The sequence below is a fragment of the Proteus vulgaris genome (genome assembly GCF_033708015.1).
Classification (GTDB): domain Bacteria; phylum Pseudomonadota; class Gammaproteobacteria; order Enterobacterales; family Enterobacteriaceae; genus Proteus.
Window position 1 is genome coordinate 99,092 of the sequence record NZ_CP137921.1, and the last position, 12,847, is coordinate 111,938.

The 12,847-nt window shown below is 51.5% G+C and carries 19 protein-coding genes; 18 read left to right on the forward strand and 1 reads right to left on the reverse strand.

Annotation, left to right across the window (positions count from 1 at the left end):
* Positions 1 to 3: 3 nt before the first annotated feature.
* The 16 genes from SB028_RS20135 to SB028_RS20210 all read left to right on the forward strand — a co-directional run bounded on the left by SB028_RS20135 (position 4) and on the right by SB028_RS20210 (position 11,902).
* The gene (locus SB028_RS20135) at positions 4 to 912 is read left to right on the forward strand and encodes a hypothetical protein (RefSeq protein ID WP_000739139.1); all 909 of its coding nucleotides are present in this window, start codon (positions 4 to 6) and stop codon (positions 910 to 912) included.
* Positions 913 to 972: 60 nt separating this feature from the next.
* A complete protein-coding gene (ssb, locus tag SB028_RS20140) occupies positions 973 to 1,503 on the forward strand; it encodes a single-stranded DNA-binding protein (RefSeq protein WP_000987165.1) in 531 nt (176 codons plus the stop codon).
* Between the two features lie 94 nt (positions 1,504 to 1,597).
* The gene (bet, locus tag SB028_RS20145; RefSeq protein WP_001282585.1) at positions 1,598 to 2,587 is read left to right on the forward strand and encodes a phage recombination protein Bet; all 990 of its coding nucleotides are present in this window, start codon (positions 1,598 to 1,600) and stop codon (positions 2,585 to 2,587) included.
* A gap of 62 nt (positions 2,588 to 2,649) precedes the next feature.
* On the forward strand, positions 2,650 to 3,660 hold the full coding sequence (locus SB028_RS20150; protein ID WP_000706865.1) for a YqaJ viral recombinase family protein: 1,011 nt from the start codon (positions 2,650 to 2,652) through the stop codon (positions 3,658 to 3,660).
* 199 nt (positions 3,661 to 3,859) lie between these two features.
* Positions 3,860 to 5,137 carry a DUF3150 domain-containing protein gene (locus SB028_RS20155; RefSeq protein ID WP_000170087.1) on the forward strand — a complete coding sequence of 426 codons (1,278 nt, stop codon included), beginning with the start codon at positions 3,860 to 3,862 and terminating at the stop codon, positions 5,135 to 5,137.
* A gap of 84 nt (positions 5,138 to 5,221) precedes the next feature.
* The gene (locus SB028_RS20160; RefSeq protein ID WP_000039319.1) at positions 5,222 to 7,018 is read left to right on the forward strand and encodes a VWA domain-containing protein; all 1,797 of its coding nucleotides are present in this window, start codon (positions 5,222 to 5,224) and stop codon (positions 7,016 to 7,018) included.
* Positions 7,019 to 7,079: 61 nt separating this feature from the next.
* Positions 7,080 to 7,415: a hypothetical protein gene (locus SB028_RS20165; protein ID WP_001447572.1), complete on the forward strand. Its 336-nt coding sequence runs from the start codon at positions 7,080 to 7,082 to the stop codon at positions 7,413 to 7,415.
* 264 nt (positions 7,416 to 7,679) lie between these two features.
* Positions 7,680 to 8,219 carry a hypothetical protein gene (locus SB028_RS20170; protein ID WP_000018872.1) on the forward strand — a complete coding sequence of 180 codons (540 nt, stop codon included), beginning with the start codon at positions 7,680 to 7,682 and terminating at the stop codon, positions 8,217 to 8,219.
* 90 nt (positions 8,220 to 8,309) lie between these two features.
* A complete protein-coding gene (locus SB028_RS20175; RefSeq protein ID WP_000793769.1) occupies positions 8,310 to 8,810 on the forward strand; it encodes a hypothetical protein in 501 nt (166 codons plus the stop codon).
* A gap of 73 nt (positions 8,811 to 8,883) precedes the next feature.
* The gene (locus SB028_RS20180; protein ID WP_000477209.1) at positions 8,884 to 9,768 is read left to right on the forward strand and encodes a hypothetical protein; all 885 of its coding nucleotides are present in this window, start codon (positions 8,884 to 8,886) and stop codon (positions 9,766 to 9,768) included.
* A gap of 65 nt (positions 9,769 to 9,833) precedes the next feature.
* Positions 9,834 to 10,058 (forward strand): class I ribonucleotide reductase maintenance protein YfaE, encoded by a 225-nt coding sequence (gene yfaE, locus SB028_RS20185; protein ID WP_001102700.1) that lies wholly within the window; start codon positions 9,834 to 9,836, stop codon positions 10,056 to 10,058.
* Between the two features lie 61 nt (positions 10,059 to 10,119).
* Entirely contained in the window at positions 10,120 to 10,509 is a 390-nt protein-coding gene (locus SB028_RS20190) for a hypothetical protein (protein ID WP_000026577.1), read from the forward strand.
* Positions 10,499 to 10,951 (forward strand): hypothetical protein, encoded by a 453-nt coding sequence (locus tag SB028_RS20195; RefSeq protein WP_001176699.1) that lies wholly within the window; start codon positions 10,499 to 10,501, stop codon positions 10,949 to 10,951. The genes SB028_RS20190 and SB028_RS20195 overlap by 11 nt, the downstream gene beginning before the upstream one ends.
* Positions 10,952 to 10,955: 4 nt before the next feature.
* The gene (locus tag SB028_RS20200) at positions 10,956 to 11,231 is read left to right on the forward strand and encodes a hypothetical protein (protein WP_000340223.1); all 276 of its coding nucleotides are present in this window, start codon (positions 10,956 to 10,958) and stop codon (positions 11,229 to 11,231) included.
* Between the two features lie 57 nt (positions 11,232 to 11,288).
* Entirely contained in the window at positions 11,289 to 11,480 is a 192-nt protein-coding gene (locus tag SB028_RS20205) for a hypothetical protein (protein ID WP_000651508.1), read from the forward strand.
* Positions 11,481 to 11,548: 68 nt separating this feature from the next.
* Positions 11,549 to 11,902 (forward strand): hypothetical protein, encoded by a 354-nt coding sequence (locus SB028_RS20210; RefSeq protein WP_000994741.1) that lies wholly within the window; start codon positions 11,549 to 11,551, stop codon positions 11,900 to 11,902.
* On the opposite strand, the gene SB028_RS20215 is transcribed toward SB028_RS20210, so the two are convergent.
* On the reverse strand, positions 11,899 to 12,081 hold the full coding sequence (locus SB028_RS20215) for a hypothetical protein (RefSeq protein WP_000498033.1): 183 nt from the start codon (positions 12,079 to 12,081) through the stop codon (positions 11,899 to 11,901). The two genes, SB028_RS20210 and SB028_RS20215, sit on opposite strands and share 4 nt — an antisense overlap.
* 12 nt (positions 12,082 to 12,093) lie before the next feature.
* Between SB028_RS20215 and SB028_RS20220 the strand changes: the two genes are divergently transcribed.
* Together SB028_RS20220 and SB028_RS20225 are read left to right on the forward strand one after the other, a co-directional pair.
* Positions 12,094 to 12,438 (forward strand): hypothetical protein, encoded by a 345-nt coding sequence (locus SB028_RS20220; RefSeq protein WP_000209093.1) that lies wholly within the window; start codon positions 12,094 to 12,096, stop codon positions 12,436 to 12,438.
* 77 nt (positions 12,439 to 12,515) lie between these two features.
* Positions 12,516 to 12,818: a hypothetical protein gene (locus SB028_RS20225; RefSeq protein WP_000410925.1), complete on the forward strand. Its 303-nt coding sequence runs from the start codon at positions 12,516 to 12,518 to the stop codon at positions 12,816 to 12,818.
* The last annotated feature ends 29 nt before the right edge of the window (positions 12,819 to 12,847 follow it).

Sequence of the window (12,847 nt, forward strand, 5' to 3'; positions counted from 1 at the left end):
CGCATGAAGAAAAATGACTGTTTGTGCCGTCGTTACACTGCTAAAGAGTGGGGCAATGACGAAACCACAATAGAAGTCTTCATTGGCTACAAGTTGCTCCGGGAGCCCAGCTCCTCGGAGCCAGGCCAATTCACGATGGTCGAGCTACGCCGAACCGTCACTGATGGGAAAGCTGAAAATTGGTCTGAGACAAAGCTCGAAGGACCTTTTGAAGCTAACGGCCCAGACACGATCCCAATGTCCTACAAGGACAAAGAAAGCCAGTATGTGTCACAGTTTCTCAGCCAGGGGTACACCTTTCTGGATGAGGTGCTGGTAAACGCAGAGACACAGACGGTGCTGGAAGGGGGGAATGTTTCAGCCGGACAAACAGCCAGCTTGGGATCTCTCAACTGGCTGTTATCTCCGCCCTCTGAGTTACCTCCAGGTGACATAAACCTCTTCAAAGGTTTTGTTGCTGGGGTTTTTGCCAAAGGAGCCGGTTTAATCGGCTTTGAGGTTGCTCGGAGCGAAGGCTCAAATGACTTGCTACCCAGTGTGCTGATGCGTACTGACAGCGGTTATGAGCTTGGGGTTAGCACTGGACTAGGCGAAAACACTATCCATCCAGCTACGCTGGAAGGCGCTGGTGAACTCCGCCCGGAACATGGTCACAAACCCCTGCTGATGTTGGTTTACCTGCAACAGCGTTTCGCGGATGACTTTTCAAACGTAGAGAAGCCGCTGGTGGCATTCTGTGATGAACAGGGTGATACCTTCGACTACGAGCGTTTTGATTCACTAAAACCCCTCATTGAACGGTTTGGTTTCAGCTACGACGAAGTAAGAGCAGATGCAGAAAGGCTTGGCCTTGTATCTGAGCTGATTCGCCTGGCAGAGATCGACGCCGAACAAGAGGATCACTTTTTTTAACCCTTACGGGGGCTTGCTCCCCGAAAGGGGCGTTGGCCCTCTCCAAATAACTTGGAGGTCATGATGTCTAAAGGCGTCAACAAAGTAATTCTGGTCGGTAATCTCGGTTCTGACCCGGAAATTCGCTACATGCCAAGCGGCACTGCCGTTGCCAACTTCAACGTTGCAACAACGGATACGTGGCGCGATAAGCAGTCTGGCGAGCAAAGAGAGCATACTGAGTGGCACCGTATTGTGCTTAAAGGTCGTTTGGCGGAAGTCGCTGGTGAGTACCTGAAAAAGGGCTCCCAAGTCTATCTCGAAGGGAGCAACCGCACCCGGAAGTGGACTGACAGCCAACAAATCGAGCGCTACACCACCGAAGTACACTGCGTTGAAATGCAGATGCTTGGTGGTCGTGGAAATGCACCTCAGGACAACTCTCAACGTGCAGCGCCCCAAAAAGGGCAACGTACAGGAGCCGGTACGCAATCTGCTCCTGTGCAGCAATCAGCACCGCAAGGTGGTATGGGCGGAGGCTATGGTCCCGCTCCTGATGGCTGGGATGATGACATCCCGTTCATGCGGCTGCACCACTTGGCTGGCGGGTAACACCGCCAACTCTTACTAAACCCCACGGGGGCACTCATGCCCCGAGGGGGTCATGGTGTCCTCAAACCGTTCATTCGTGAATTGGAGAAACACCATGTCTGATAACAAATCTCTTGTAACCCGTATCGCAAGCCGGTTTGGCGTGGACACCCGAAAGTTCTATGAAACTTTGAAGGCGACCGCATTCAAGCAGCGAGATGGAAGTGCCCCGACCGATGAGCAGATGATGACGCTCCTGATCGTGGCTGAACAGTACGGTTTGAACCCTTTCACTCGGGAAATCTATGCGTTTCCTGACAAGCAAAATGGGATCATTCCGGTAGTAGGTGTTGATGGTTGGAGCCGCATCATCAACGAGCATCCCCAGTATGATGGCGTCGAGTTCGTGTATTCGGACAAGATGGTCAGAATGCAGGGGGCGAAAGTTGACTGCCCTGAGTGGATTGAATGCGTGATTTACCGTAAGGACAGATCTCGCCCTATCCGCATCAAGGAGTTCATTGATGAGGTGTACCGTGAACCGTTTCAGGGTCAAGGTCGCAATGGTGCTTACACTGTTGATGGCCCCTGGCAAACGCACACCAAGCGTCAACTCCGGCACAAGTCGCTGATCCAGTGTTCTCGTGTCGCATTTGGTTTCTCTGGTATTTATGACCAGGATGAAGCTGAACGCATCCGTGAAATGGAGCAGGCATCGGCCATTAACCCGGCTATTGCCAATCTCCCTTCACCATCTCAAGTTCAAAGCCAAGAGCCTTTGGCTATTGAGCACAAAGAGCTTGACCCGATCCTAACCAAACTCGCAAATCGCGCCATTGCTGAAAACGCATGGTCTGCGGCGCATGAGTATGTGAAGGGACGGTATGAAGGTTCGGAACTGCAATATGCGACTCAATTCCTTCGTGACAAGGAGATGGATCAAATGGAGCCTCCGAAACCTGACTACCAGGAAGCGCACGAGCAAGAGTCCGCCGCTGGTGGTTCTGCAAATGCTGAACCTGGTGCCGAAGAAATGCCGCCTTTGAGTGACGAGGACATGATCCCTGTTACAGAAGAGGAGGGCGCGGAAGGCAGTTACTACTAACCCCAACGGGGGGGACTCCCCCGCTGGGGGAGATCTCCCTCCTAACCATTGGAGAGAGGTCCATGAAAATAGTCAACCTATCGCAACGCGAGGAAGATTGGCTTGATTGGCGGCGTCAAGGTGTAACAGCCACTGACGCCGCTATCCTGCTCAATCGGTCTCCGTACAAAACACGATGGAGACTGTGGGCCGAGAAGACTGGGTATGCGCGTGAAGTCGATCTGAGTCTTAATCCGCTGGTTCGCCGGGGGATAGAAAACGAAGATGCTGCAAGACGCGCTTTCGAGGAGAAGTATGATGACATGCTGCTCCCCGCCTGTGTCGAATCGGTTCAATACCCGCTCATGAGGGCCTCCCTGGATGGCCTGAGAGATAACGGGGAGCCCGTCGAGCTGAAAAGCCCGAGTGCGACTGTCTGGGAAGATGTTTGTGCTGAGAAAGCAAACAGCAAGGCATACCAGCTTTATTACCCGCAGGTGCAACACCAGCTCCTGGTAACGGGGGCCAAGCAAGGCTGGTTAGTCTTCTACTTTGAAGGTCAGATTCAGGAGTTTCCAATACTCCGAGACGAAGCCATGATTCAAGAAATCTTGGCCGAGGCTAAAAAGTTCTGGCAACAGGTAGTAGACAAGAAGGAGCCCGACAAAGATCCAGAGAGAGACCTGTACATACCGCAAGGTGAAGAGGTCAACCGTTGGATTGCTGCTGCTGAGGAATACCGCCTCTATGATGCAGAGATTCAGGAGCTGAAACAGCGACTGTCTGAGCTTCAAGAAAGGCAAAAGCCTCATCTCGACACCATGAAGTCCCTCATGGGGGAATACTTCCATGCCGACTACTGCGGTGTGATGGTAACGAGATACAAAGCGGCTGGCCGGGTAGACTACAAAAAGCTGTTGGCTGATAAGGCGTCAGGCGTGAAGCCTGAGGATGTTGACCAGTACAGAGAGAAGTCATCAGAGCGGTGCCGTGTAACGGTTACTGGCTCTGTGAAGCCACGGTACATTGTTGATGAGGACGTGCTTGCTCCTCTTGATGATTTGCCGGAAGAAGTAGAGACGTTCTACTGGTGAGTGGGGGATTTTCCCCCGCTTTCCCTTGGGGATTCTGGGAGTCTCCAACGGAAAGCAAGATTTTGTTCTCTTCGGAGAGCGAAAAGTGCGATAGCTGGTCGCCAAAAACAAACAGCAAATTAACGTTAATTTACTAGCCCAACCGGGCGCATCCGCCCGGTTCGGGACGTGGTGCGCCCCCAACTTTTTGGAGTGCATCATGACTAAAGTGAACCATCTACAAAGCCTCTGTGTTATCCACGTAGACTTTGACATCTGGAGTGGACAAACCCGTTTGTCTGCATCTGATCTCAAGCTGGGCGAGGGTGGTGAAATTCCACCTGAGAAAGTAGCTCAACTGGGAAGTAAGAAGATCTGTGATCCGGCTAAGCTGAAAGGCTTTCATCGCCTGAAAACAGAAACTCGTCGCCTCCTGCTGAAATTCGGTATGCCGTTCATGAACGGATTTGCCGTACCCGTCAGCAAGACCGATGAAATCTGTAACAAGCTGAATGACATCAACTTTCAGTTTAACCAACTGAAACAGGATTTCATCAAAGGTTACAACAAAGCCGTGGATGAATGGTGTCAGGAGAACCCTGAGTATGAACGAGCTATCCGTGCCGGAGCCCTTCCAAAGGAAACGGTCGAGGAGCGGATTGGCTTTGAGTACCAGGTGTTCATGATCCAGCCTGTGAACGAAGATGAGGCCAACGCCAAACGCCTTAACCGCAAGGTTGAGCGCCTGGGTGACGATCTCATCTCCGAAGTGGTTCAGGAAGCGAATAAGTTCTATATGGAACGTTTGGCCGGTCGAGACCAATGTGCGGTCACTACTCGGCAGACACTCCGTAACATCCGCGACAAGGTGGATGGGCTTAGCTTCCTGAACAGCGCTTTTAACCCTCTGGTCAAGCTGCTCGACCAAACCCTCCGGGGATACGAGCAACATGCCGATGGCCGAAACATCGTTGCGCCTTTCTTTTATCAGGTCGTGGCCGCAGTGCTGATCATGAGCGAGAGGGACCGCATCGAGCAGTATGCCAATGGCTCGATTACTGTAGAGGGCATGGCTAATGACATTGGCGGTTCGGGAGCCCAGATGGGGGACCGTTCTAAAGATGAAAAGGCCGAACAGAAAAGCGATAAAGCCGGTGAGCTTATCCCTGCAACAGAGGGTGGCGAAACCAAGCAGCAACAGGTAGGTGGTACTGAATCTGTTCAATCAGAACAGACTAACAGCGGTGGTAACTCTGTTGACCTGGATGAAGACATCGACAACTTCTTCAAGAGTTTTGCAGAACGAGGCGAGGGTGAATCGGAAGATGAATCCAATGCCGGTGATGTGGTTCGAGAAGAGCGTGTTGATGTTGAGGATGAGCTGGTTTTGCCTGAGGAAACTCCGGTAGAGCAAGAGCCTGTCCAAGAGGAGACGACAGAGGAGCCTCTCAACCAGGAGCTGCCTAAAACTGACGACGATGGCGACTATTTCTTCTAATAGTCACTTCAACTAAACCGACCCGGAGGGGATAGCCATTCCCTCCAGGGGTGGACTATCTCCTTCCCTACCAGGAGAAAAGATATGTCCAAAAAACGCACCATTTACAGCGCTCTACCAATCGTGGCCGCAGCCTATGGTGAAAAACTCGGTGTCAAAGTCGCCATCGGTAACGATGACGCATACACCGATGGTAAGACCATCGTGGTTCCGAATATCCCCGACGACTATCCTCACATGGATGCTGTCTGGGGGTATTTGGCCCATGAAGCAGCCCATGTCCGGTTTACGGACTTTGGTGTTGAGCGCCGCAGAGGTCTTCATGCTGAGTTGTCCAACGTTTTGGAGGACTGCCGCATAGAACGGGCCATGATGGAACTCTTCCCCGGTACGTCGCAGACCCTGAATGAGGTTGCTCGCTATATGGCTCAAGCTGGTCATTACGAGCACGTCACAGACAAAGAGGCCCCTGCCTCCATTCTGACAGGGTTTTGTTTGTACTGGTTGCAAACCAAGGCTGTAGGGCAATCCGTCCTTCAACCCTATCTCGATTCGGCTACCCCCGTATTCGAGCGCGTGTTCCCTCAGGGTGTTGTTGTTCGGCTGAACGCTTTACTGCGTAAGGCTGTGAACACTAAGTCAACCGCAGAGGTGACATCCTTGGCCGACCAAATCATCAAGATGATCGAGGAGGAAAAGGAGAAAGAAGAGCAAAAGCCCCAGAATGGTCAGGATGGTAACAACCAGCAGAATGCTGGTGGCAACCAACCTCAGAACAGTCAGGGCGGAAGTGGTAACGATCAAAACCAAGGGCCTGATGCCAATGGTGGTGATCAGCAAGGTAAAGACCAGAAGCAAGACGATGCTAACGGGAAATCTGATCCGAAAGGACAGGGCGACCAAGGCAAGTCGGATACTGATGGTGGCAGCAAGGCAGGACAAAGCCAGGCTGGTGGCAATTCTGACGCGGCGAAACAAGACGCGGCCAAAATGCTCCAGCAGGTTCTGAATGCCGGTGCCGGTGATTTGCGTGGTGACGCGCATGATGCACTTAAAGCCGAGCTCAACCGGGTGGCTCAAGATAAGGGGGACAGTAGCTATATGACTGTTCGCTCTGCTGTGAACACCCAGGACAACCCTGCTGTTGGCAAAAGCCTGGTAGGGGATGTGAAGAGCACCACTTCAAAGATAAGAACGCAGCTCTACGGATTGGTCCAGGCCAGCCAGCGAGTTGCTCACCGTAACCAACGATCAGGGAAGCGTGTGGATGCTCGGAAACTACATCGTGTAGTGACGGGTGATACCCGCGTATTCCTCAAGCCAGAAGCCAAGAAACGCCCTAATACGGCGGTTCACATCCTGGTTGATATGAGCTCCTCGATGGCCTACAAGGCCGCCAATGGAAAGGAGCGTCAAGACATTGCGCGGGAAGCGTCCTTGGCTATTTCGATGGCTCTGGAAGCAATACCCGGCGTAAACCCGGCAGTCACCTTTTTTGGTGGCAACCGGAACCAGCCAGTGTTCAGTGTCGTGAAGCATGGAGATACGGTTCAGAATCGGGCCGGTCGGTTTGGGTTCAAAGCAACTGGCGGTACGCCTATGGCGGAAGCTATGTGGTATGCAGCTTTTGAACTCACCAAGACCCGTGAAGAGCGAAAAATGTTGATCGTAGTGACTGACGGGCAGCCTCAAAGCGCCCCGGCATGTCGCTCAGTGATTGACCTCTGTGAACGAAGCGATGTTGAGGTGATCGGCATAGGGGTAGAGACTACCGCAGTGTCAGGACTGTTCCAAAAGAACATTGTCATTGATGATGCGGCAGCTCTGCAACGCACACTGTTTAAGTTGATGGAGCGGTCATTGACTGCTTTTGCAGCTTAACAGGAAGTGAAACGACAAACGGCTATCCCTTCGGGGGTGGCCGTTTTTATTTGGAGAGTCTATGAACCAATTCCATTCATCTTTGGATTTGTATCATCGGAACAAAGGTAGAAGGGCTACAGTGCCGGAGACGCCTTTTTTACTGCTTGCTAAGCGCATTCCTCCGATGTACTGGAGACTGTTCCAGGGTGTTACTTTGGATAGTCGTATGGGATACACAGGCAGGCGGCAGTTCCACCGTCTTGGGCAAGCAATCGACTGGGCAAAGTCATCAGTTGGCGATTCCTGGTCAAATAAGCGCTTTCACAAGCCGGTAGGCCTCGATGTATTGCTGGCCTGTACTGCGAGTAAGGTGCCTGAACATCTGGTCGAAGAACTGAAAAGACGGGGCAGTTGATGCGTCTTTGAGCTTTGCACCCGAAAAGGGCAGTTTGAGCGTTCCTGTTCACACAGCTCTCGTGGAACAATCAAAGTGAGGAGGGAATACCCTCCCACTTTCTCAGAGGCCTTCATTGAGGGTTGCTGAGAAAGTGAATTTTGTCCTCTCTGAGGGCGAAACGTGCGATAGCTGGTCGCCAAAAACAAACAGCATTCAACCTCAGCCTAAGGGCGCACTGCGCCTGACAGGCTCTGTGTGCCCAAGTTACTTTAAGGAGCACACATGTCTCATCTGAACAATCTCAAATCCGTAATGATCTCTCTCGCCGCCGAACATAAGCTGCCTGAAATCTACCAGGATGACATCACTACCGATGTGGAGTCTCTGGATCGATTCGATGGTTTACGTCTGGTCTGGCTGTTGCGGTCTTGCGGCAGCGTATTGGTGCCAGCGGAAGTTGGCGTTAATCCGATCTATATCACCCATTGGTTGTGGTCTAACCACGGTCAACAGGTGGTTCCATTCTCTGTGGATACCCGCACGGGGTTGATTGAAAAAATCGACTTCGAGCAAGCTGAAAAGCTGATCATGCAGATGCCTTGCAACCTCTCTTCATTGCAGAACAAGGAATACTTGGTTGACCAGGTAAACCGAGTATTGCAACGAGGTTGTGAAATGCGTATCTGGGGTATCTTCGAGTCTCCAAGCTCGGTGGAATCCGTTGGTGGTTGGAAAGAGTGGCAGAGCTATTTCAGCTCTACTGGGAATCGACTGATGGCCGATTTCGTTGGTAAAGCCATTCGATTCACCAACCCTCGATAAATCGCCGTTCAACCATTAACCCTAATTAACCCTATGGGGCTCCGATAGCCCTGAGGGGACGGGGCTCCGCAATCGCAATAAGGAGTCCCTATGAAAAACCTATCAGCTTTGGAAGCAGTTCTTGACTACGACAAACCTTCTCGACGTTTTCTTGATGAGCTCAACGAAAACCAGATGAAGGATTTGTCCGGGGAAATCTTCGCCAAGCTCTACTGGAGCAAGCGTAATCCCCAGTGGTACGAGAAAGACACCAATCGGCTGTTTGCACGACTTCGTTGGGTTCAGCGCATCATCAAGAAGCGCTTGAAAACCGGCAAGGTTAAACCTGAACTGACAGAAAATGGTTCAGTGATGGAGCGCTTCAACTTCCCTTATGGTGACACTCTCGATTTCTTCCATCGGTACTTGCGACATCCCAAATGGGAGGTTGTGTATCAAGAATCGGGGTGCAGTGCCTTTTGGAAAAATGAAGCAACGCTTGAGCTATGCACCTACTGCGAAGGTGATGTGGTCATGATGAAGGCTCCTGATGAAGCAACCTTCTTTCGTGATTGCAATCGCCTTAGCTGGTGGTATGCAGATAACGCTTGATCTTAATCCCTAACCAGGGGCGAACCGGCCCCTGATGGGAGCATGGTGCGCCCCATCTATGATGGAGGACGCCATGTTCAAATCATCAGTATGCTCCTACGAAAACAGGGGGCCTTACGGAAACAACAAGTACCGAGGCAACTGCTCGGGCTTTATCGTTAAAGACTTCATTGAGTCTTACATGAGAAAGCCGAACGGGCTGGTGGCAGACCCAAGTGTTGGGGGTGGCTCTAGCATCGACGTTGCCAATGAACTTGGTGTCCGTTTCAAAGGGACAGACTTGCATCAGGGGTTCAACCTGTTGCGGGATGACTTCCTTTCGTTCCTCGGAGAGCCTGCACACCTGATCTGGTGGCACCCTCCTTACTGGGACATGATCCAGTATTCAGGTAAGCAGTGGGGCGAGCCCAACAAATGGGATATGAGCCGCATGAATTTGCCTGAGTTCGTTGAAGCCCTTGAGCTGGCCGTTATGAATATTCATGACGCCTGTGAGCGAGGAGGGCATTACGGAATCCTCATGGGAAACCTGAGGCGCGATGGGGATTATTTCAACCTGTCCAGCCTTGTGGAACGTATCGCACCTGGGAAGCTGGTGGATGAGATCATCAAAACACAGCACAACTGTGTGAGTGACCGAACTCAGTATTCCGGGAAGCTGGTGCGTATCGCCCATGAAAAGCTGTTGGTGTTTCGTCGTAACGACGTTGCCTCATCGCTCTGTCTTCTTGCTGCCGTACACCGTCGAGCAACCAATATGGTTTCGACTACGTGGAAAGCTGCAATACGCCGAACCCTACAGGGGAAAACGTTGAAGCTGGAGCAGATTTACAAAGAGATTGAACCCTACGCAAAGCATCGAGAGAACAACCACTGGCAAGCAAAGGTCAGGCAAGTTCTTCAAGATGCCAGGTTCTTTATTCGCATCGAGGTAGGTGTCTATGCACTTGCTGAGTAGCCCAACCGGGGCGTGACATCCCGGAGGGGATTGGTCGCGCTCATCAACAACAAAGGAGCGTGACCATGAACGTACAACTTCAAGCCAGCAACAATGTGCTGTTGGCGCAAATCGAAAGCAAAGGCCTCACTGTTGAAACGCATTGTCGCAGTGGCTTTTGTGGCATGTGCCGGGTTCGTCTACTCGAAGGTCAAGTGGCTTATGACGAGACGCCCATCGCATTTGTCAAAGAAGGGGAAGTGTTGGTTTGCTGCGCTAAAGCAAAAACCGATGTGACCTTGGAAATTTAACCCATCCGGAGGAGCCTTTCCTGCGGGTGGGGCTCCTCTATCCATTACGAGGAGAAACACTATGTCTATCAATACCAAAGTTGAACAAATCGCATACGGTCATGCTACCGCTCTAGTGCTCAGTGAACTGGGCCAACAAGAGAATTGGTGCAAGGCTTATGAGTATTTGTCTGAGTGTGTAGAACGGGGAGACGAACCTGAGGATCTGGTCGTTTGGCAACCGTTTGAGCACTGGGAATGGAAAGACATTCTGGAGCAGATCGAGAGCGAAGCCGAGTCTCTGCTTTCGACTATTAAGTCGGTTTTAGGCTTGGCCCACAAAGGCATCATTCAGTCAGCAATTGACTGCTCTCTGGATTCGGACATGACCCAGCTTGACCTGATTGGAATGGTCGAGCTCGGAAGTGAAATCGAAGATGGGGAGTGTGCTGGAGGTGGCTATGCAGCTTAACCGATACACGGCCAGGGAGTCTGACAAAAGTCGGATACTTCGGACCATAGGCTGGTGCAAGCGCAACCACCTTACACTTGCCGGTCTTCCATACGAGGACAATCTTGCAGGAAGTGATGGGATCAGCATAGAGATCATCACTCCTCCTGGTATGTCGCGGGAAATGTTGGAGCAAGCCGTCAGAGAGGGGTATTCAGAGCGAGATGTCGTAAGGCATCGCATTCTGGAGTGCCCTGTCGGTTGGTTCATGGAAGCTGATGGCAAGGCATTTGATCATGAAGTGTTCCACGATTACGTGGTGGCTCATGGTTATGGCGAACCTTCCAGCGAAGCCTATGAGCTGGCGGAGCGGTGGTTCTGGCAGGGCAACGATTATGCGTTGATAGCTGCGGAAATAGTTGCTCGTGATCTTTGTGTTCGTGATGACGAAGATGAGGACTGATCCTATGGATGCTGTAGCGCATATAGCAGCAGATAACCTTGTACCGGCATGTGGAGGTGCAGAGAAGCCGTTTACCGTTAGTGGTAGACAGTGGCTTTACTGCTATCACCCAGCCAGTGGGAGGCACTGCTACTTAGACCTCGATAATGACCGTCCAGTCTGGCATCGAGGATTTCATCCTGCTTTTCATCCTGAGCTTGAGTTCGCTGATGAAGCTGAGTTGCTTCGACCAGTTGAGCGAAAGCCTGACCATGAAGAGCTGGAGGATTTTTACTTTTAACCCACGGGGCCGCTCTTCCTGATGGGAGACGGTCCTCCATTCTCAAAGGAGAAGACCATGAAAGATCACAGTCAAACGATTGTGTTCCCTGGGAACAATGTTGAATCACTTGCTGAGGCTAACGCCATGTTGAGCGCTGTGTCGGAAGATGCACGTAAAGCCAGCAATACGGAAGACAAACGTGACCTTGAATCGCTTCAAGGCTGGCTGGAAGAGAACATCAATTCTCAACTGGCAGGCGTGAAGTAACTATGACTGTAACCCCACTGGGGGCTTCATGCCCCTGTGGGGGCATGGTGCCCGTAAAAGGAGTCACCATGAATGCAGTGAAGATGATCCAGAAGGAAAACCAGCTTGAGCTGCCGCTTTTCTTCCTGGATGAAGAGCCGAAGACCGCAGAAGTCATTCCATTTGAGCCAAAGCCTGAATGGACTGATGATGAGGTAAGGCAGTTACGTGATGGGCTTTTATGGCATAGCCTTAGAGTCCTTGCTGATGGTCGAGCTGGAAGTGAAATCAAGCAGGAAACGATGGCTTGGGTGATGTCCGATGAGGTACATCCATTCTCATTTGTGGTCTGCTGCGATGAAGCAGGTTACGATCCATCTGGAGTAAGGGAAGGCGTGAAGTCTATCCTAAACCGCTTAGCGCGGGTTAAAGCGGGGGGTTAACCCCCTGCTTTCCCAGTGGCATCGACTTTCACATGTGAAAGTTTGTGCCCCTCGGAAAGCAAGATTTTGCTCTCTGTCGAGAGTGAATAGTGAGGTAGCTGGCCTCCCCAAACAAACAGCATTCTACATAACCCTTGGGGGATCACTGCCCCTCGGGCTGGTGGTTCCCTGACAAACATGGAGCCACAACTATGACTACTCTTGCCAGCTTTGCGAATCCGATTTCTGTTATTCAACGCTCACCAACCAGTGGGGTGTTTGGCACAAATCAGTTCGTAGGAGACAAAGAGGGATTTGTACAAAAGGTGCTCGGAAAGTGGTACTGCAATCCAGGGAATACCATTCCCGTTGAGAGCATGTCCCACCTTGAGCAGGCGGAGAAACTGTATGACTTCTATGTCAAGTATCTCCAAGTGAAAGAAAAGATCTCTGTGAACCTTGGCCGGGTGCTGCATAAGCTGTACAGCACTGGTTCTATCAAGGAAGCAGAGATCGTGCTTGAAGCAATAAAGGCTCAGGCTGGCGTAACAGCTTGAGCAATCTACTAACCCTAAACCGGGTGCATCCGCCCGGTTCGGGACGTGGTGCGCCCCCAAACTATTTGGAGTGCATCATGGAAAAACATAACCTCAAATCCGGATTCAGCATCTATTTCGCTGACGTCCATTTCGAGAAACAAGTCTACGCATTCGGCTCAGGACTTGGCTTCACCTCTGTGATTTACGCCTACTCGCTGGGCCGAGATCCGGAAGAAGCTGAGAAGCTGGCGCTTGAAAAGTACGACTCTGACGAAACGAAGGTGAAGAAGGTGCATGTCAATCTGGCTCGCAGCCAGGACATCAACCGCTACACCTTCCCTGAACAAATGGCTGGCTTTGCTAATGCCATTCAGTCTCACGGCATCGCTGTGAACTGAGAACCACTTTAAACCCATCGGGGCCATTA

Coding starts and splice junctions, on each gene's coding strand:
- SB028_RS20135 (WP_000739139.1), top strand. CDS start 4: ATGAAGAAAAATGACTGTTTGTGCCGTCGTTACACTGCTAAAGAGTGG.
- ssb (WP_000987165.1), top strand. CDS start 973: ATGATGTCTAAAGGCGTCAACAAAGTAATTCTGGTCGGTAATCTCGGT.
- bet (WP_001282585.1), top strand. CDS start 1,598: ATGTCTGATAACAAATCTCTTGTAACCCGTATCGCAAGCCGGTTTGGC.
- SB028_RS20150 (WP_000706865.1), top strand. CDS start 2,650: ATGAAAATAGTCAACCTATCGCAACGCGAGGAAGATTGGCTTGATTGG.
- SB028_RS20155 (WP_000170087.1), top strand. CDS start 3,860: ATGACTAAAGTGAACCATCTACAAAGCCTCTGTGTTATCCACGTAGAC.
- SB028_RS20160 (WP_000039319.1), top strand. CDS start 5,222: ATGTCCAAAAAACGCACCATTTACAGCGCTCTACCAATCGTGGCCGCA.
- SB028_RS20165 (WP_001447572.1), top strand. CDS start 7,080: ATGAACCAATTCCATTCATCTTTGGATTTGTATCATCGGAACAAAGGT.
- SB028_RS20170 (WP_000018872.1), top strand. CDS start 7,680: ATGTCTCATCTGAACAATCTCAAATCCGTAATGATCTCTCTCGCCGCC.
- SB028_RS20175 (WP_000793769.1), top strand. CDS start 8,310: ATGAAAAACCTATCAGCTTTGGAAGCAGTTCTTGACTACGACAAACCT.
- SB028_RS20180 (WP_000477209.1), top strand. CDS start 8,884: ATGTTCAAATCATCAGTATGCTCCTACGAAAACAGGGGGCCTTACGGA.
- yfaE (WP_001102700.1), top strand. CDS start 9,834: ATGAACGTACAACTTCAAGCCAGCAACAATGTGCTGTTGGCGCAAATC.
- SB028_RS20190 (WP_000026577.1), top strand. CDS start 10,120: ATGTCTATCAATACCAAAGTTGAACAAATCGCATACGGTCATGCTACC.
- SB028_RS20195 (WP_001176699.1), top strand. CDS start 10,499: ATGCAGCTTAACCGATACACGGCCAGGGAGTCTGACAAAAGTCGGATA.
- SB028_RS20200 (WP_000340223.1), top strand. CDS start 10,956: ATGGATGCTGTAGCGCATATAGCAGCAGATAACCTTGTACCGGCATGT.
- SB028_RS20205 (WP_000651508.1), top strand. CDS start 11,289: ATGAAAGATCACAGTCAAACGATTGTGTTCCCTGGGAACAATGTTGAA.
- SB028_RS20210 (WP_000994741.1), top strand. CDS start 11,549: ATGAATGCAGTGAAGATGATCCAGAAGGAAAACCAGCTTGAGCTGCCG.
- SB028_RS20215 (WP_000498033.1), bottom strand. CDS start 12,081: ATGTTTGTCAGGGAACCACCAGCCCGAGGGGCAGTGATCCCCCAAGGG.
- SB028_RS20220 (WP_000209093.1), top strand. CDS start 12,094: ATGACTACTCTTGCCAGCTTTGCGAATCCGATTTCTGTTATTCAACGC.
- SB028_RS20225 (WP_000410925.1), top strand. CDS start 12,516: ATGGAAAAACATAACCTCAAATCCGGATTCAGCATCTATTTCGCTGAC.